11 protein-coding genes and 3 rRNA genes are annotated in these 18,297 nt (G+C 68.3%); 1 reads left to right on the top strand and 13 read right to left on the bottom strand.

The genetic code is table 11. The features are described from left to right. Nucleotides 1–10: 10 nt before the first annotated feature. From J7462_RS00370 to J7462_RS00340, 7 genes are all read right to left on the bottom strand, one after another. On the bottom strand, nt 11–946 hold the full coding sequence (locus J7462_RS00370; RefSeq protein WP_208566863.1) for a copper transporter: 936 nt from the start codon (nt 944–946) through the stop codon (nt 11–13). A gap of 27 nt (nt 947–973) precedes the next feature. Then, the gene (steA, locus tag J7462_RS00365; protein WP_208566862.1) at nt 974–2,152 is read right to left on the bottom strand and encodes a putative cytokinetic ring protein SteA; all 1,179 of its coding nucleotides are present in this window, start codon (nt 2,150–2,152) and stop codon (nt 974–976) included. A gap of 119 nt (nt 2,153–2,271) precedes the next feature. Beyond that, nucleotides 2,272–4,029, bottom strand: coding sequence for a DNA repair protein RecN (gene recN, locus J7462_RS00360; RefSeq protein ID WP_208566861.1), 1,758 nt, complete (start codon nt 4,027–4,029; stop codon nt 2,272–2,274). A gap of 226 nt (nt 4,030–4,255) precedes the next feature. Continuing rightward, complete coding sequence (locus J7462_RS00355) at nt 4,256–5,140, bottom strand: NAD kinase (protein ID WP_219460079.1); 885 nt, start codon at nt 5,138–5,140, stop codon at nt 4,256–4,258. A gap of 109 nt (nt 5,141–5,249) precedes the next feature. Next, complete coding sequence (locus J7462_RS00350; RefSeq protein ID WP_219460076.1) at nt 5,250–6,095, bottom strand: TlyA family RNA methyltransferase; 846 nt, start codon at nt 6,093–6,095, stop codon at nt 5,250–5,252. Between the two features lie 22 nt (nt 6,096–6,117). After that, entirely contained in the window at nt 6,118–6,288 is a 171-nt protein-coding gene (locus J7462_RS33515) for a hypothetical protein (RefSeq protein ID WP_357024957.1), read from the bottom strand. A gap of 124 nt (nt 6,289–6,412) precedes the next feature. Next, on the bottom strand, nt 6,413–7,135 hold the full coding sequence (locus J7462_RS00340) for a phasin family protein (protein ID WP_219460074.1): 723 nt from the start codon (nt 7,133–7,135) through the stop codon (nt 6,413–6,415). A 110-nt stretch (nt 7,136–7,245) separates the two neighbouring features. On the opposite strand from J7462_RS00340, the gene J7462_RS00335 reads away from it, so the two are divergent. After that, the gene (locus tag J7462_RS00335) at nt 7,246–7,581 is read left to right on the top strand and encodes an SCP2 sterol-binding domain-containing protein (protein WP_208566856.1); all 336 of its coding nucleotides are present in this window, start codon (nt 7,246–7,248) and stop codon (nt 7,579–7,581) included. A 230-nt stretch (nt 7,582–7,811) separates the two neighbouring features. On the opposite strand, the gene J7462_RS00330 is transcribed toward J7462_RS00335, so the two are convergent. From J7462_RS00330 to J7462_RS00305, 6 genes are all read right to left on the bottom strand, one after another. Further along, on the bottom strand, nt 7,812–8,831 hold the full coding sequence (locus J7462_RS00330; protein ID WP_219460071.1) for an HAD-IIA family hydrolase: 1,020 nt from the start codon (nt 8,829–8,831) through the stop codon (nt 7,812–7,814). Further along, complete coding sequence (locus tag J7462_RS31595; RefSeq protein WP_255597527.1) at nt 8,828–9,814, bottom strand: lipopolysaccharide assembly protein LapB; 987 nt, start codon at nt 9,812–9,814, stop codon at nt 8,828–8,830. The genes J7462_RS00330 and J7462_RS31595 overlap by 4 nt, the downstream gene beginning before the upstream one ends. A gap of 89 nt (nt 9,815–9,903) precedes the next feature. After that, nucleotides 9,904–11,463, bottom strand: coding sequence for a hypothetical protein (locus J7462_RS32880; RefSeq protein WP_219460068.1), 1,560 nt, complete (start codon nt 11,461–11,463; stop codon nt 9,904–9,906). 423 nt (nt 11,464–11,886) lie between these two features. Continuing rightward, a 5S ribosomal RNA gene (gene rrf, locus J7462_RS00315) occupies nt 11,887–12,003 on the bottom strand. Nucleotides 12,004–12,103: 100 nt separating this feature from the next. Further along, a 23S ribosomal RNA gene (locus J7462_RS00310) occupies nt 12,104–15,203 on the bottom strand. Nucleotides 15,204–15,599: 396 nt separating this feature from the next. Then, nucleotides 15,600–17,107: ribosomal RNA gene (locus J7462_RS00305) — 16S ribosomal RNA — on the bottom strand. Together the 16S, 23S and 5S rRNA genes form the textbook arrangement of a ribosomal RNA operon. Nucleotides 17,108–18,297: the final 1,190 nt, after the last annotated feature.

Genomic DNA, 18,297 nt, shown 5'->3' with positions numbered 1-18,297 from the left:
CGTGGTTCGTTCACTGGGGCAGTCTAGGCACCAGCGTGGCGTTGTCGCCGACGCCGTACTGACCGGCCCGCTTCTCGGTGAGCTGTTGGACCAGGGCCAGGCTGGTGACCAGCTGCCCCTGCACGGTGTTGGCGTTGTCGACGGTGGAGATGGTCTGGGCCAGCACCGGGTCGCCGCGTACGACAGCCACCAGGTTGCCCCCGGCGGAGCCGTTGCCGCCGACGACGATCGCCCCGGTGCGGTCGAACTGCTCGGCGACCTTCACCACCGACTCGTCCTTCTTGGCGGAGTCCTTGTCGACGTAGGGCTGCCCGCTGACCACCACCACGGCCTCGGCCGGCCCGGTGACCTTCTCCTCGCTGGTGAGGTACCCGGCGTTGGCGTACGCGGCCAGCACCGCCCGCCGGTCGGCGTCGGTGACCGGCGGGGTGCCCGGCGTCCGGTCGAGCAGGACGCTGGCCAGCAGGGCGCTGGAGGTCTCCACGCCGTTGCCGTTGCCGGGCAGCGCCGAGGCGGGCGCGGTGGGGCGGGCGGCGGTGACGGCCAGCTCCATCAGGTTGGTGTTGTTGTCCGGGTTGATGAACTTGTCCTGTACGTCGACCCGGCCGGTCACGGTGGCCCCGGCGGTCTGGAGCATCTTGAGCACACCCTCGGTGTGCTCCCGCCCGGTGGGCAGGCTGAGCACCATGACGCGCTTGCCGGTGAGCTTGCCGGGCAGGTAGAGCTGCGCCATCTCGGCGGCGAAGTCCTCCTCGAGGTCAAGCTCCTTCTGGAGGCTGTTGACCGACTGCCGCATCTGCTGGTTGTCCTTGCGCAGCGAGTTGACCGTCTCCTTGAGGGAGTCGGCAACCGGGCCGTTGAGGGCGGCCGTACCGACCACCAGGCCGATCGCCAACGCCAGGAAGACCGCGGTCAGGGACACCACGTGGTACCGGAAGTTGATCACGCTTGCAGCCTCTTGATCGGTCGGGAGCTAGAAGAGCTGGCCGAGCTGGAACACGAAATTGTCCCACCACTCGGAGACCACGCCCAAATACGCCTTGCCGACGGTGGAGACCGCCACGGCGGACGCCATCGCGGCGATCGCCGAGAGGACCAGCAGCAGCAGGGACGAGCCGGAGATGCTCTGCCGGTAGAGCCGGCTCACGCCCTTGGCGTCGACCAGCTTGCCGCCGACCTTGAGCCGGGTGAGGAAGGTGGAGGCCATCCCGCCGCGCCCCTTGTCCAGGAACTCGACGAGCGTGGCGTGGGTGCCGACCGCGACCAGCAGCGAGGCGCCCTTCTCGTCGGCCAGCAACATGGCGAGGTCCTCGCTGGTGGCGGCGGCCGGGAAGGTGATCGCCGGCACCCCGAGCCCGTTGACCCGGGCCAGACCGGGTGCCCGGCCGTCCGGGTAGGCGTGCACGATCACCTCGGCGCCGCAGCGCAACACGTCGTCGGTGACCGAGTCCATGTCCCCGATGATCATGTCGGGGGTGTACCCCGCCTCGACCAGCGCATCCGCCCCGCCGTCCACGCCGATCAACACCGGCTTGAACTCCCGGATGTACGGGCGCAGCACGTCCAGGTCGGCCTTGTAGTCGTACCCCCGCACCACGATCAGGCAGTGCCGACCCTGCACCGGGGTCTGGATCTCGGGTACGCCCACCCCGTCGAGCAGCAGGTCGCGTTCCTGGCGCAGGTAGTCCATGGTGTTGGCGGCGAACGCCTCCAGCTGCACCGACAGACCCTCGCGGGCGTCGGACATCGCCTTGGCGACCGTCTCGGCGTCCTGGAGGTCACCGTGCGCCACCGGCTCGTCGCCGACGAAGACGGTGTTGCCCTCGATCCGGACGGTGTCGCCCTCCCGGAGCCGCTCGAAGACCCCCTCACCGAGGTCGTCCAGGAGCAGGATGCCGGCCCCGATCAGCACCTCGGGGCCGAGGTTCGGATACCGGCCGGAGACCGACGGCTTGGCGTTGAGCACCGCAGCGACCCCGACCGCGACCAGCGAGTCGGCCGCCACCCGGTCCAGGTCGACGTGGTCGATCACCGCAATGTCACCGGGGCGGAGCCGGCCGACCAGCCGTTTGGTACGGCGGTCCAGACGTGCGGTGCCGAGAACTGAGTCCGGTTCCGCGTTCCGGGTCCGGCGCAACGTGGGTAGACGCATCGTGACCATCCTGGCATGGGAGGCAGGCATTTCCGTTGCGACATGCCTGAGCAGGGCCGCCTACCCAGGGAAGCACACCGGAGCACAGGCCGGTGTGCCTCCGCTCACAATCGTTGCGGTCAGGGCCGTCTTTCCTTGGCCGCGACGGCCAGAAGCTCCTCGGCATGGGCGATACCCAGATCCGAATCCGGCAAACCCGCCAGCATCCGGGCCAGCTCCCGGGCCCGCTCGGTGTCCTCCACCACCCGCACCCCGCTGGTGGTCACCGCGCCCCCGGTGTCCTTCGCCACCACCAGGTGCCGGTCGGCGAACGCCGCCACCTGCGGCAGGTGCGTCACCACCAGCACCTGGTGACTACGCGCCAGCCGGGCCAACCGCCGACCGATCTCCACCGCCGCCTGCCCACCCACACCCGCATCGACCTCGTCGAACACCAACGTCGGCGGGCCGCCCGAACCGGCGAACACCACCTCGATGGCGAGCATCACCCGGGACAGCTCACCGCCGGAGGCTCCCCGCTGCAACGGCAGCGACGGCGCACCCGGGTGGGCCAGCAGCCGCAACTCCACCTCGTCCGCGCCGTCCGGGCCGACCCCGCACTCGACCCCGTTGACCGACAGCGTCGGCTCGGACCGGCCGGCCGGCCGGGGCAGCACCGCCACCTCGATCCGGGCGTGCGGCATCGCCAGCCCGGCCAGCTCCACGGTGACCTGCTCGGCGAACCGGACCGCCGCCTCCTGCCGGGAGGCCGACAACCGGCCCGCCAGCTCGGCCACCTCACCGGCGAGGCGCTGGGCCTCCCGGTCCAACTCGTCGAGCAGCTCGTCGGAGGTGTCCAGGTCGGCCAGCCGGGTCCGGGCCCGCTCGGCCCAGGCGATCACCCCGTCGACGTCGTCGGCGTACTTACGGGTCAACGCACGCAACGCGGCCCGCCGCTCATAGATCGTCTGCAACCGGGCCGGGTCGGCGTCCAACGCCGCCAGATAGGTCGACAACTCCGCCGAGACGTCCGCCACCAGGGTGGCCGCCTCCTCCAACCGCCCGGCCAGCTCACCCAGCGCCGGATCGGTGCCGGCCTGCGCCTCCAGGGTGCGCCGGGCCGTGCCCAGCAGCGCCGTGGCGTCCGGGGTGTCGTCGGCCGCCTCCACCCCGCCGGCCACGCACAGGTGCGCCAGCTGCGCCGCCGTCCGCAGCCCCTCGGCGTGCTCCAGCCGCTGCGCCTCGGCCTTCAGCTCGTCGTCCTCGCCGGGCTGCGGGTCGACCCGGGTGATCTCGTCGAGGCCCAGCCGCAGCAGATCGGCCTCCTGGTGCCGGGCCCGGGCGTTGCTGCGCCGGTCGGCCAGGTCGTCGACCACCTGCCGCCACCGCCCGTACGCCTCCCGCAGCGCGTCGACCAGCTTCTCGTGCCCGGGACCGGCGAACCGGTCCAGCGCGGCCCGCTGCTCGGCGGGGCGTAGCAGGCGCAACTGGTCGGACTGACCGTGCACCGCCACCACCTGCTCGCCGACCTCGCCGAGCATCGACACCGGCATGCTCCGGCCACCCAGATGCGCCCGGGACCGACCCTCCACGGTGACCGTACGGCTCATCAGCAGCGAACCATCGTCGTCGGGTCCACCACCGGCGTCGACGATCCGGGCGTGCACGACGTCGGCCACCCGACCGCCCAGCCGCAGCCGCCCCTCGACGGTCGCCCGACCCGGCGCGGCCCGCACCCGGCCCGCGTCGGCCCGACCGCCGAACAGCAGGCCGAGGCCGGTCACCACCATCGTCTTGCCGGCACCGGTCTCACCGGTGATGACGTTCATCCCGCCGGCCAGCGGCAGGGTGGTGTCCTCGATGACGCCCAGTCCGGTGATCCGCAGCTCTTCCAGCACAGCACCCGACAGTAGACGCGTGCTGGGACAGTTGACCAGCCGGCACGGCCCACCATCCGGGCCGGGGACGATCCGCTCTGCTGCCGCGGGGGCAGCACCGCTGGTGGACGCCTCGGTGGCACCGGTGGCACGCCAAGGGTGACCACGAACGATCCCGTTGTCGCCGGCCGCAGGTCTCGGCGACTCCGGGCGCCCAGGGCGATCCCCGCCCGGGTCCGCCGCAGGATCAGCGGCGGCTGCCCCGCCAGCCCTGCACCGGCAGGTCGAACTTGGCCACCAGCCGGTCGGTGAACGGCCGGTCCCGCAACCGCACCACCCGCACCGGCAGCGCGCCCCGACGCACCGTCACCGTCGCCCCCGGCGGCAGGTCGTAGACCCGCCGACCGTCGCAGCACAGCACCGCCAGGGTGGTGAACGGGTCGACCGTGATGACGAACGTGGAGGTGGGCGCGGTCACCAGCGGACGGCTGAACAACGCGTGCGCGCTGATCGGCACCAGCAGCAGCGCCTCCACCTCGGGCCAGACCACCGGCCCGCCCCCGGAGAACGCGTACGCGGTGGAGCCGGTGGGGGTGGCGCAGACCACACCGTCGCAGCCGTAGCGCGACAGCGGCCGACCGTCCACGTCGACCAGCAGCTCCAGCATCTGGGCGCGCTCGCCCTTTTCCACGCTGATCTCGTTGAGCGCCCACGACTCGATGGTCGGGCCACCGTCGAACTCGGCGGTCACATCGAGGGTGAGGCGTTCGTCCACCGTGTAGTTGCGCCCGACCACGTCCCGTACCGCCGTGTCGAGGTCGTCGATCTCCGCCTCAGCGAGGAAACCCACCTTGCCCAGGTTGATGCCGAGCAGCGGCACCTTCGTCGGGCGGGCCAGCTCGGCGGCGCGCAGGAAGGTGCCGTCACCGCCGAGCGCGAAGACGATCTCGGCACCCTCGGCCGCCCGCTGACCGGCCATCGGCACCACCCCGGGCAGGTCGAGATCCTCGGCCTCCTCGGCCACCACCCGCACCTCGAAACCGGCCGCGATGAGATCGGCGGCGACCGCCCGGGCGTGCTCGGTGCTCCGGCGACGCCCGGTGTGCGTCACCAGCAGCGCGGTCCGGCTCACCGACGCCACCGCCCCTCGGGCACCCGAAGGGCCCCGCCGTCGCTGAGGTCCACCGGACCCGCCTCCCGTCCACCCTCGCGGGACACCGTCCCGACGTCGCACACCACGCTCACCCTGCCACCTTCCCCGAAACCGGGTCCGGCCCGGGGCCGGTCGGCCCGGCGGCCACCACGGCGTGCACCCGCTCGGCGTCGGCCGACGGGGCGTCCCGGCGTAACCACACGAAGAACTCGACGTTGCCGCTCGGACCCGGCAGCGGGCTGGCCGCCACGTCCGCCAGCCCCAGGCCCAGTCCGGCGGCGGTCGCCGCCACGGCCAGCACCGCCTCGGCCCGCAACGCCGGGTCCCGCACCACACCCCCGGCGCCGACCCGCTCCTTGCCCACCTCGAACTGCGGCTTGACCATCAGCGCCAGGTCACCGTCGCTCCTGGTGCAGCCGGCCAGCGCCGGCAGCACCAGGCGCAGGGAGATGAACGACAGGTCGGCCACGGTGAGGTCCACCGCCCCACCGATCACCTCCGGGGTGAGGGTCCGCACGTTGGTGCGGTCCAGCACCCGGACCCGTTCGTGGGTACGCAGCGCCCAGGCGAGCTGCCCGTAGCCGACGTCCACGGCGACGACCTCCGCCGCGTCGGCCCGCAGCAGCACGTCGGTGAACCCGCCGGTCGACGCTCCGGCGTCCAGGCAGCGCCGGCCGGCCACCCGCAGCCCCGCGGGACCGAAGGCGGCGAGCGCGCCGGCCAGCTTGTGACCGCCCCGGGAGACGTACTCGTCGGCCGGGTCCGCGCCGGTGACCAGCAGCGGATCGGCCGGATCGACCATCGCGGCGGCCTTGCGGGCGGGCACCCCGCGCAGCTGGACCCGACCGGCCTCGATCAACGCCCCGGCCTGCTCCCGGGACCGGGCCAGGCCGCGACGGACGAGTTCGGCGTCCAGCCGGGTACGACGTGCCATGGGGTGGTTCTCTCCGGTCCGCTCAGGCCTGGTCGATGGTGGCGAGGGTCTCCCGCAACGTCTGGTACGCCGCCTCGTACTGGGCGATCTGGTCGGCCGGGGGCAGCCCCTCGGCGTTGGCCATCGCCTGGACGGCGGCGTCGACGGCGGGATGCCGGGCGTCGTCGACATCATCGTCGAAGCCGACACCCACCGACGGACCGGGGCGGGCCGTGGGCGCGGGACCCGGACGACCGCCCAGCGGCAGACCGGGCCTACCCGCCGGGGGCGGGCCGGGGCGGAACGGGCCGGTCACGACCGGCCGCCGGTGGAGCTGGTCACGCGGCACCACCGGTGCCTCGTCGGTCGGGGCTGGTCTTCTTGACCGGTCGGGGCGGCGGTGCGCCGTCGTCGGCACCGCCCGGCCCGGCGGAGCCTTCCGGCGGACCCGCCTTCCGCACGGCCTTCTTGGCCACCGCCTTCTTCGCCACGGTCTTCTGCGCCACGGTCTTCTGCGCCACGGTCTTCTGCGCCGCGGTCTTCTGCGCCGTGGCCCCGGTCACCGGGTCGCCGGCAGTCGACGGGCCGGACGTCGTCGGCACGGCGGTGGCAGCCGACGGGGCAGTCGTTTCCGGCACGGCGGTGTCGACCGGCGGGACAGTGGTGTCCGGTGGGACAGTGGTGTCCGGGGCGGCGGTGGCGACCGACGGGACGGTCGTTTCCGGCGCGACCGGCCCGGTCGGCGGGGTGCCCGGTCCGCTCTTCGCCTCACGCAGCTGCCGTTCCAGCTCGTGCACCCGGCGGGTCAGTTCGGCGACCTCGTCGGCGGTGGCCAACCCCACCGCACCGAGCGCCCGGTCGACCTCGAACCGGACCAGTTTCGTCAGCGCTTCCCGGTTGGCCGCCCCGGTGGCGAGGATTTCCTCGGCGAGCGACTGGAGTTGCCCGGCGGTCGCGCCGCCCGTCCCGACCAGCCGCCGGGCGGCGTCCTGGGCCCTCTTCCGGGGCGCTTCCGTCAGGCCCAGGGCCAGCTCCAGGTAGGCGCGCCACGCGTCCTGCATGACTGAGTCCTTCCGTGGGGGCAGTGTGCGGCCCTCACGCTACCGGGCGCCCCGGGTCGCCCATTGCGGTACGGTGCCGGAAACGGCGTGGCGGGTGTGAGGGAGACGATGTGGCCACCGTGGACGAGTGCCGTCAGGCGCTGCGGGATCTTGCCGACCGCCTGGACCGGCACGCCGACGTGTCCAACAAGATCGATCTGGACCGCACCCTGGCCTGCCGGATCACCGACCTGGAGACCGCTTTCCACGGTCGGATCGCCGGTGGCCGGCTGCTCGATCTCACCGACGGCGACGACCCCAAGGCAAAGATCGCCCTGGTCACCAGCAGCGACGACCTGGTCGCCCTGGTGCACGGCCAGCTCGACGTCACCAAGGCGGTCGCCGCCCGGCGGATCTCCATCAAGGCCAGCCCGTTCGACCTGCTGAAGCTACGCAAGCTGCTCTGAGCGGGCGACACCGCCGACGACCCGCCACGGTCGGCCGACAGACAGGCCGGGGCGGCACCACCCGCTGTCGGGTCGGTGCCGCCCCGGGCCCGCTGTTCAGCCGGCCGAGCTGGCGGCGAGGTGGCCGGAGCTGGCGGAGCCGTCCGCAGGTGGCCGGCCGGAGCCGGGCCCCGGTGACCGGGCTGGCCCCAGCTCGGCCGGCCGGCTGGCTCGCTGGCTCAGAGAGCCGGTCAGGTGGCCAGTCCGAAGCCGGCCAGCACCTGCTCCGCCTCCGGCGAGGCCGGTCGGACGTCCGCACCGGTGCCCGCCGCCCAGGCGACCGCGCAGAGCGCGGCCAGCGCGTCGAGCGGCCGTCCGGCACCCCGCAACTCCACCGCCCCGTCCACCGCCGTGGCCGACCATCCACCGGCCTGCGGGGCACCGGGAACCCGGACCACCGCCGCCGGGTCGAAGAGCCCGGCCAGGTCCACCGCCACATGGGTCGGCCGCCGTTGTTCGGCAGCCGCCAACAGTTCGGGTACGTCGCTGACGCCGGTCAGCACCAGCAGGCTGTCCAACCCGGCCCGGCGGGCACCCTCGATGTCGGTGTCGAGCCGGTCGCCGACCACCAGTGACCGGCCGGTGCCGGCCCGTCGGGCGGCGGTGGCGAACAGTGCCGGCTCCGGCTTGCCGACCACCACGTCGGGTGCCCGGTCGAGGGCGTGCCGCAGGGCCGCCACCAACGAGCCGTTGCCGGGCAACGGACCACGTCCGCTCGGCAACGTTCGGTCGGTGTTGGTGGCCACCCAGGTCGCCCCGGCCCGGATCGCCACCGACGCCTCGGCGAGGTCCACCCAGCCCACCTGCGGGCCGTACCCCTGGACGACGGCGACCGGCGCGGCGTCGGCGCGGTCGACGGGGGTGAGCCCGACGGCGCGGATCTCGGCGCGCAGCGCCTCGGCCCCGACGACGAGCACCGCGGCACCGGCGGGAAGGCGGTCCCGCAGCACCTCGGCGGCGGCCGCAGCCGAGGTGAGCACCTCCGCCGGATCGGCCGGTACGCCCATTCCCGTGAGCAGGTCGGCGACCTCGCTGGAACGGCGTGAGGCGTTGTTCGTGGCGAACGCCACCGACCGGCCCTCGGCCCGCAACGCGCCGAGGGCCTCGACCGCGCCGGGGATCGGCCGGTCGATCAGGTAGATCACTCCGTCCAGGTCGAACACGACCAGGGCGTACCCGTCGACAAGCCGACCCCCGGCGACCTCGGTCATCGCTGGTCCGTCTCCGCGCCGCGCCCGTCCACCGGCCGGCCCTCGACCGGGGTCGGCGCGTCGTCGACCTGACCGGCCGCACCCGCACCGGGGTCGAGTCGGGTGGCCGCGGCACCCGAGGGGCTGTCGTCGGCGTCGTCGCCCGCAACACCGGCGTGGGCGGCCGGCTCGTCGTCGGGGTCGTCGTCGCGCCCGCTCTGCTCGGCGCTCTCGCCACGGTCGTTGTCACCGGTACGATCCTCGGCGCGCTCGCGGTCGCCGTGACCGTCGCGGATCTCGTCGTCCAGGTCCGCTTCCCCGTCGGGGTCGTCCTCGGCGACATCGGCTTCCCCGTCGAAGTCGTCCTCGTCGTCGAAGTCGTCCTCGTCGTCGCGGTCGCCTTCGGCGCGGTCGTCGGAGGTGGTGTCCGCCCCGGCCGGCAGCGTGCTGGCCTCGGCGGCCGGTTCCTCGACCGGCTCGTCGTCCTCGTCGTCGCCCTCGATCACGACGCCGTCGAGTTCCAGCAGCCGCTCCGGGGCATCGGTCTCACCATCGGCGTCCACGTCGGCGGCCCGCGAGAACCACTCCCGGGCCTCCTCGCGCCGACCCACCGCGAGCAGTGCGTCGGCGTAGGCGTAGCGCAACCGGGCGGTCCACGGCTCGGCGACGTCCGTGGTCAGCTCCGGGACCTGGAGCATCGCCACCGCGGCGTCCTTCTGCCCCAGGTCGGCGCGGGCCCCACCGGCAACGATCAGCAGCTCGACCGCGACGGCCTTGTCGAGCTTGGCGCTGTCGGCCCCCCGGAACAGATCGATCGCGCGTTCCGGTCGACCCAGGGCGCGCTCACAGTCCGCGAGCACCGCCAGGTGGCTCTGCAACCCGGTCATCCGGTGGTAGGTGCGCAGCTCGGCGATCGCCGTCTGCCACTCCCCCGCGTGGTACGCGGCCAGCCCGACCGCCTCACGGACGGCCGAGATCCGGGACGCCAACCGCCGGGCGGCCATCGCGTGCGCGAGCGCCTCCGTCGGGTCCTCGTCGATCAGTTGACCGGTGGCGACCAGATGCCGCGCGACGGTCTCCGCAACCGGCTTGTTCAGCGAGAGGAGTTCGGCACGAACGGCCGTGTCGAGGTCGCTCGCGAGGATCTCGTCCGGCAGTGCCGGCGCAGCCGGACGGGCGTCGGCCTCGTCCCGGCGGTCCCGGTCGGCGCCGAACCCGCCCTCGCGGCGGTCCTCGCCACCGCGCTGGTCGTCGCGGCGCGGCCGGTCATGGTCGCGCTCGCCGCCACGGAAACCGCCCTCACGACGGTCACCGCCCCGGAAGCCACCCTCGCGGGAGTCGCCGTCCCGGCGGAACCCGCCGAGGCGGGAGTCACCCTCGCGGGGGCCGGAGCGGAAACCACCCTCGCGGCGGTCACCACCCTGGAAGCCGCTTCCACCCCGGCTGCCACCGAAGCCACCCTCACGACGGTCACCACCACGGAAACCACCCTCACGGGAGTCACCGCCACGGAAACCACCCTCACGGCGGTCACCGCCGAAACCACCGGGCCGACGCTCGCCCCCCGCAGCGCCCTCGCGACGATCTCCACCGCGGAAACCACCCTCACGGGAGTCCCCACCACGGAAGCCACCCTCGCGCGGGCCGGACCGGAAACCACCACGGTCCCCACCACGCGAATCATCACGACGGTCCCCACCACGGAAACCACCGGGACGGGAATCACCATCACGCGGACCAGAACGGAAACCACCCTCACGACGGTCCCCACCGAAGCCACCCTCACGACGATCACCGCCACGGAAACCACCCTCACGGGAGTCCCCACCACGGAAACCGCCCTCGCGCGGGCCGGACCGGAAACCACCACGGTCCCCACCACGCGAATCATCACGACGGTCCCCACCACGGAAACCACCCTCGCGGGAGTCGCCACCGGGCCGACGGTCACCGCCTCGGAAATCACCGTCGCGGGAGTCGCCGTCCCGACGGAAACCACCGGGACGGGAATCACCGTCGCGGGAGTCGCCGCCGCGGAAGCCGCCCTCGCGCGGGCCGGACCGGAAACCACCACGGTCCCCACCACGCGAATCATCACGACGGTCCCCACCACGGAAACCACCGGGACGGGAATCACCATCACGCGGACCGGAACGGAAACCACCCTCACGACGGTCCCCACCGAAGCCACCCTCGCGGCGATCGCCACCGCCGAAACCACCGGGCCGACGCTCACCGCCGGCAGCACCCTCACGACGGTCCCCACCACGGAAACCACCGTCGCGGGAGTCACCGCCACGGAAGCCGCCCTCACGCGGGCCGGACCGGAAACCACCCTCGCGGCGATCGCCACCGCCGAAACCACCGGGCCGACGCTCACCGCCGGCAGCACCCTCACGACGCTCGCCACCCCGGAAACCACCGTCACGACGGTCCCCACCTGGGAAGCCGCCCTCGCGACGGTCCCCACCACGGAAACCACCCTCACGGGAGTCACCGCCACGGAAGCCACCCTCACGCGGGCCGGACCGGAAACCACCACGGTCCCCACCACGCGAATCATCACGACGGTCCCCACCACGGAAACCACCGGGACGGGAATCACCATCACGCGGACCAGAACGGAAACCACCCTCACGACGGTCCCCACCACGGAAACCACCCCCGCGGGAGTCACCGCCGTTGCGCGGGGCGTCGCCATCGCGTCGGAATCCACCGTCGCGTCGGTCGCCGGAACGGAAGCCGCCGTCGCGCGAATCCCCACCGGAACGGAAACCGCCGGGCCGGGAGTCACCGGTACGGGGGCCCGAACGGAAACCGTCCTCGCGCCGGTCTCCGCCCCGAGGTCCCCCCCGCGAGGCACCGCGGTCGTCGCGGTCTCCCCGGTATGGGGACGGTCGTCCCGCCGAGGGCCGGCGTCACGCCCCTGGGGCCGGTCGGAGCGATCTTCATATTGGCGCGGACGGTCTCCGCCCTGCGGTCCTGAACTCACAGGTAAATCCTTCCTGATTGCGCCACCGACGGCGCGACGCAGTCGAGGGCCGACCCGGATGGGGCGGCCCTCGACTGAAAGGTTGTCCGGCGGTGTCCTACTCTCCCACACCCTCCCGAGTGCAGTACCATCGGCGCTGGAGGGCTTAGCTTCCGGGTTCGGAATGTAACCGGGCGTTTCCCCTCCGCCATGACCGCCGTAACACTATGAACATATCAAACAACACACACACCCACACAACACACGGTGGGGGGTTGTTTGGTGTTTGTTCAGAGTTGCACAGTGGACGCGTAGCAGCCTTGTAAGCAAGTCCTCGGCCTATTAGTACCGGTCAACTGAACCCGTTACCGGGCTTACATTTCTGGCCTATCAACCCAGTCGTCTAGCTGGGGGCCTTACCCCCACAAAGTGGGGTGGGATACCTCATCTTGAAGCAGGCTTCCCGCTTAGATGCTTTCAGCGGTTATCCCTTCCGAACGTAGCTAACCAGCCGTGCCCCTGGCGGGACAACTGGCACACCAGAGGTTCGTCCGTCCCGGTCCTCTCGTACTAGGGACAGCCCTTCTCAAGTATCCTACGCGCACGGCGGATAGGGACCGAACTGTCTCACGACGTTCTAAACCCAGCTCGCGTACCGCTTTAATGGGCGAACAGCCCAACCCTTGGGACCTGCTACAGCCCCAGGATGCGACGAGCCGACATCGAGGTGCCAAACCATCCCGTCGATATGGACTCTTGGGGAAGATCAGCCTGTTATCCCCGGGGTACCTTTTATCCGTTGAGCGACACCGCTTCCACTCGCAAGTGCCGGATCACTAGTCCCGACTTTCGTCCCTGCTCGACCTGTCAGTCTCACAGTCAAGCTCCCTTGTGTACTTGCACTCAACACCTGATTGCCAACCAGGCTGAGGGAACCTTTGGGCGCCTCCGTTACCCTTTAGGAGGCAACCGCCCCAGTTAAACTACCCACCAGACACTGTCCCTGAACCGGATAACGGTCCGAAGTTAGATACCCAAATCAACCAGAGTGGTATTTCAAGATTGCCTCCACCCATACTGGCGTACAGGTTTCACCGGCTCCCACCTATCCTACACAAGCCCATTCAGATACCAATGTCAAGCTATAGTAAAGGTCCCGGGGTCTTTCCGTCCTGCCGCGCGTAACGAGCATCTTTACTCGTAATGCAATTTCGCCGGGCCTGTGGTTGAGACAGTGGGGAAGTCGTTACGCCATTCGTGCAGGTCGGAACTTACCCGACAAGGAATTTCGCTACCTTAGGATGGTTATAGTTACCACCGCCGTTTACTGGCGCTTAAGTTCTCCGCTTCGCCCCGAAGAGCTAACAGGTCCCCTTAACGTTCCAGCACCGGGCAGGCGTCAGTCCATATACATCGAATTACTTCTTCGCATGGACCTGTGTTTTTAGTAAACAGTCGCTTCCCCCTGCTCTCTGCGGCCATACAACGCTCCACCCGCACGGGCTTCACGTCTCCGGCCCCCCTTCTCCCTAAGTTACGGGGGCAATTTGCCGAGTTCCTTAACCACAGTTCGCCCGATCGCCTCGGTATTCTCTACCTGACCACCTGTGTCGGTTTGGGGTACGGCCGCTAAGAACTCGCTAGAGGCTTTTCTCGGCAGCATAGGATCACTGACTTCACCTGAATCGGCTCGGCATCACGTCTCAGCCCTCATGTGTCGCGGATTTGCCTACAACACGGCCTACACGCTTACCCGGCACAACCACCGGCCGGGCTCAGCTACCTTCCTGCGTCACCCATCGCTTGACTACTACCCACCAGGTTCCTGCGCTCCCCGTTCTCAGTCCGAAGACCTCCAACAGTTCGGGCAGTTAGCACAATAAGGTTCATCACGGGCGCTCTTTCGCGGGTACGGGAATATCAACCCGTTGTCCATCGACTACGCCTCTCGGCCTCGCCTTAGGTCCCGACTCACCCAGGGCGGATTAGCCTGGCCCTGGAACCCTTGGTCATCCGGCGGAAGGGTTTCTCACCCTTCTTTCGCTACTCATGCCTGCATTCTCACTCGTGCCGCGTCCACAACTGGGTCACCCCGCTGCTTCACCCCCGGCACGACGCTCCCCTACCCACCCACACACCTGCACACCCCATCAAGGAGATGCGAAGTAAAATGTGAGTGCCACAGCTTCGGCGGTGTGCTTGAGCCCCGCTACATTGTCGGCGCGGAACCACTTGACCAGTGAGCTATTACGCACTCTTTAAAGGGTGGCTGCTTCTAAGCCAACCTCCTGGTTGTCTATGCGACCCCACATCCTTTTCCACTTAGCACACGCTTAGGGGCCTTAGCTGGTGATCTGGGCTGTTTCCCTCTCGACTACGAAGCTTATCCCCCGCAGTCTCACTGCCGCGCTCTCACTTACCGGCATTCGGAGTTTGGCTGATTTCGGTAAGCTTGTGGGCCCCTAGACCATCCAGTGCTCTACCTCCGGCAAGAAACACGCGACGCTGCACCTAAATGCATTTCGGGGAGAACCAGCTATCACGGAGTTTGATTGGCCTTTCACCCCTAACCACAGGTCATCCCCCAACTTTTCAACGTTGGTGGGTTCGGCCCTCCACGCGGTCTTACCCGCGCTTCAGCCTGCCCATGGCTAGATCACTCCGCTTCGGGTCTAGAACATGCGACTACGACGCCCTATTCAGACTCGCTTTCGCTACGGCTCCCCCACACGGGTTAACCTCGCCACATGCCACTAACTCGCAGGCTCATTCTTCAAAAGGCACGCCGTCACCCCGCAAGGCTCCGACGGATTGTAGGCGAACGGTTTCAGGTACTATTTCACTCCCCTCCCGGGTACTTTTCACCATTCCCTCACGGTACTCGTCGCTATCGGTCACCAGGAAGTATTTAGGCTTACCAGGTGGTCCTGGCAGATTCACGGCAGATTTCAGGGTCCGCCGCTACTCGGGAACACCCACAGAAGGTCAGCAACTTTCACCTACCGGACTCTCACCGTCTACGGTCAGCCATTCCAGACTGTTCGACTAGCCACTAACTTGATAACTCCTTACACGAGTGTCAGCTCGTGTCGCAGGGTCCCACAACCCGACCACGCAACCCCTGACAGGTATCACACGCAACCGGTTTAGCCTCAATCCGCTTTCGCTCGCCACTACTCACGGAATCACTAATTTGTTTTCTCTTCCTACGGGTACTGAGATGTTTCACTTCCCGCGTTCCCCCCATACACCCTATGTGTTCAGGTGCAGGTGACACCACATGACTGGTGCCAGGTTTCCCCATTCGGACACCCTGGGATCACAGCTTGGTTGACAGCTCCCCCAGGCCTATCGCGGCCTCCCACGTCCTTCATCGGCTCCTGGTGCCAAGGCATCCACCGTTCGCCCTTGACAACTTGACCACAAAGATGCTCGCGTCCACTGTGCAATTCTCAACAAACAACCAACCCACAACCCACAAGCCCCACACCAGCAACCCCACCCCCACCCACAGGCAGAACAGAATCCGGTATGCGAGACCAGGCCATGCCTGGCACCTTCAACAAGCTTCCGCTCATCCAAAGGCTCCGAAAAAACAACCACAGGTTGTTCCTTCAGGACCCAACAGGGTGCTTACCGCCCTCCCCCAGCCGCACCGACCCGACCATTCCCACCACCCCCAAAAGAGCAGCTGTACTAGATCATCGCGGCCGTTGCCGAAGAAAAACTGACCAGTGTCTCCGCCATTCGAGCACCCCGACCCAACACTATGTGGGCCGCGGGCTCCATACCAGCTTTCACTGGATGGTGCTCCTTAGAAAGGAGGTGATCCAGCCGCACCTTCCGGTACGGCTACCTTGTTACGACTTCGTCCCAATCGCCAGCCCCACCTTCGACGCTCCCTCCACAAGGGTTGGGCCACCGGCTTCGGGTGTTGCCGACTTTCGTGACGTGACGGGCGGTGTGTACAAGGCCCGGAACGTATTCACCGCAGCGTTGCTGATCTGCGATTACTAGCGACTCCGACTTCACGGGGTCGAGTTGCAGACCCCGATCCGAACTGAGACCGGCTTTTTGGGATTCGCTCCACCTCACGGTATCGCAACCCATTGTACCGGCCATTGTAGCATGCGTGAAGCCCTGGACATAAGGGGCATGATGACTTGACGTCATCCCCACCTTCCTCCGAGTTGACCCCGGCAGTCTTCGATGAGTCCCCGCCATAACGCGCTGGCCAACATCGAACGAGGGTTGCGCTCGTTGCGGGACTTAACCCAACATCTCACGACACGAGCTGACGACAGCCATGCACCACCTGTGACCGCCCCCGAAGGACCTTACATCTCTGCAAGTTTTGCGGCCATGTCAAACCCAGGTAAGGTTCTTCGCGTTGCATCGAATTAATCCGCATGCTCCGCCGCTTGTGCGGGCCCCCGTCAATTCCTTTGAGTTTTAGCCTTGCGGCCGTACTCCCCAGGCGGGGCGCTTAATGCGTTAGCTGCGGCACAGAGAACCGGAGAGGCCCCCCACACCTAGCGCCCAACGTTTACAGCGTGGACTACCAGGGTATCTAATCCTGTTCGCTCCCCACGCTTTCGCTCCTCAGCGTCAGTATCGGCCAGAGACCCGCCTTCGCCACCGTGTTCCTCCTGATATCTGCGCATTTCACCGCTACACCAGGAATTCCAGTCTCCCCTACCGAACTCTAGCCTGCCCGTATCGACCGCAGGCTTGGGGTTGAGCCCCAAGTTTTCACGGTCGACGCGACAAGCCGCCTACGAGCTCTTTACGCCCAATAAATCCGGACAACGCTCGCACCCTACGTCTTACCGCGGCTGCTGGCACGTAGTTGGCCGGTGCTTCTTCTGCAGGTACCGTCACTTACGCTTCGTCCCTGCTGAAAGAGGTTTACAACCCGAAGGCCGTCATCCCTCACGCGGCGTCGCTGCATCAGGCTTCCGCCCATTGTGCAATATTCCCCTGCTGCCTCCCGTAGGAGTCTGGGCCGTGTCTCAGTCCCAGTGTGGCCGGTCGCCCTCTCAGGCCGGCTACCCGTCGTCGCCTTGGTAGGCCATCACCCCACCAACAAGCTGATAGGCCGCGAGCCCATCCCAGGCCGAAAAACTTTCCACCCCCACCATGCGACAGAGGTAATATTCGGTATTAGCCCCGTTTCCGGAGGGTTATCCCAAAGCCTAGGGCAGGTTGCTCACGTGTTACTCACCCGTTCGCCGCTCGAGTACCCCGAAGGGCCTTTCCGCTCGACTTGCATGTGTTAAGCACGCCGCCAGCGTTCGTCCTGAGCCAGGATCAAACTCTCCAACAAAAACCTGTTGAACAGCATCCTGACAACAAACAAATGTTGCCAAAGGAATCCCCACCAAACAAACCCGAAAGTCTGCCCAGCACGGGGTATAAATCATAATTGGCACTGGCTTATCAAGCACCCTGTTGAGTTCTCAAAGAACAACCACACACCACCCGAAAGCCCCGACCAACAGGACCCCCGACCTGGGGTATCTCGTTCACCGTGTCCAGCGCTTCCGCGCCAGGCACTTTTACTACGTTACCCGGTGGTATCCGCCGTGTCAAACCGCTCTGTCACGATCAACACCACATCAACCACAATTCCACACACCACGAAACCCGGCTCACACCGGAAACCCGCGATTGTCGACAAGCCGGCCGCTGCGGTCTCCCGCACGCTCGCCCGGTGCCCTGCCGGTTGTTCACCCTACTCGACTGCTCTCTGCCCACCAAATCGACCCACGGTCGATCGGGAGGCATTCCTGAGATCAGTGGTCGCGCTCCGGCCTTCGGGCTTTCACCCCGGTGCGTCCGTTCCGCGCTGACAGAGAGAAAGTTACGCGCTCGCCGAGTTGACCGTCAAATCCAGCCGGTGCGTTCCGGCCACACCCCGGTCACCTGCGGCCGGGTGCCCCGACACCACCCGGGACGGCCGGCGGACTCCACTGGTGACCCGCGCTGAGCTGCGGAAAGTCCACGGGGACGAGGCCAGGTGGGCCGAATGGACAAAACCCGGTGCGCACGGTGGACGCACCGGCCAGGGCAACCCCGGACACCGGTGGACCCGACCGGAACGCGACCGTGCGGACGAGCGGCCGTCCCCGCCCGGATCGGTGCGTGGACCGCGCTCGGGCCCGGTCACCCGCGGCACCGGTCGCCGGTAGTGTTTCGCCCGTCGTGGCCGCGGAGTCGCCCACGCGGACCTGGATCGCCGAGGAGTACGGAGGTTGGCTCTATGTCCACCGGGGAGGAGTCGTACGCGTCGCGTGACGACGGGACGTCACGGCCGAGCTTCGAGCTCGCGTTGCGGGGCTACGACAAGCGGCAGGTGGACCGCTACGTCGAGCAGATGGACGGGGCACTGTCGACGCTGACGCCGACCGGGCCCGGCCGCCGGCCAGATCCAGGGGCTGACCACACATCCAACGGTTGCAGGCGGAGCTGACCGAGTTGCGCCAACGGCCGGCCCAGGTGGACCGGGCGTCCTTC

Origin of the sequence: Micromonospora sp. RL09-050-HVF-A, assembly GCF_019374995.1 — a bacterium.
GTDB classification, from domain to species: Bacteria; Actinomycetota; Actinomycetes; order Mycobacteriales; family Micromonosporaceae; genus Micromonospora; species Micromonospora antibiotica.
This window is presented reverse-complemented; position numbering and strand designations above follow the sequence as displayed.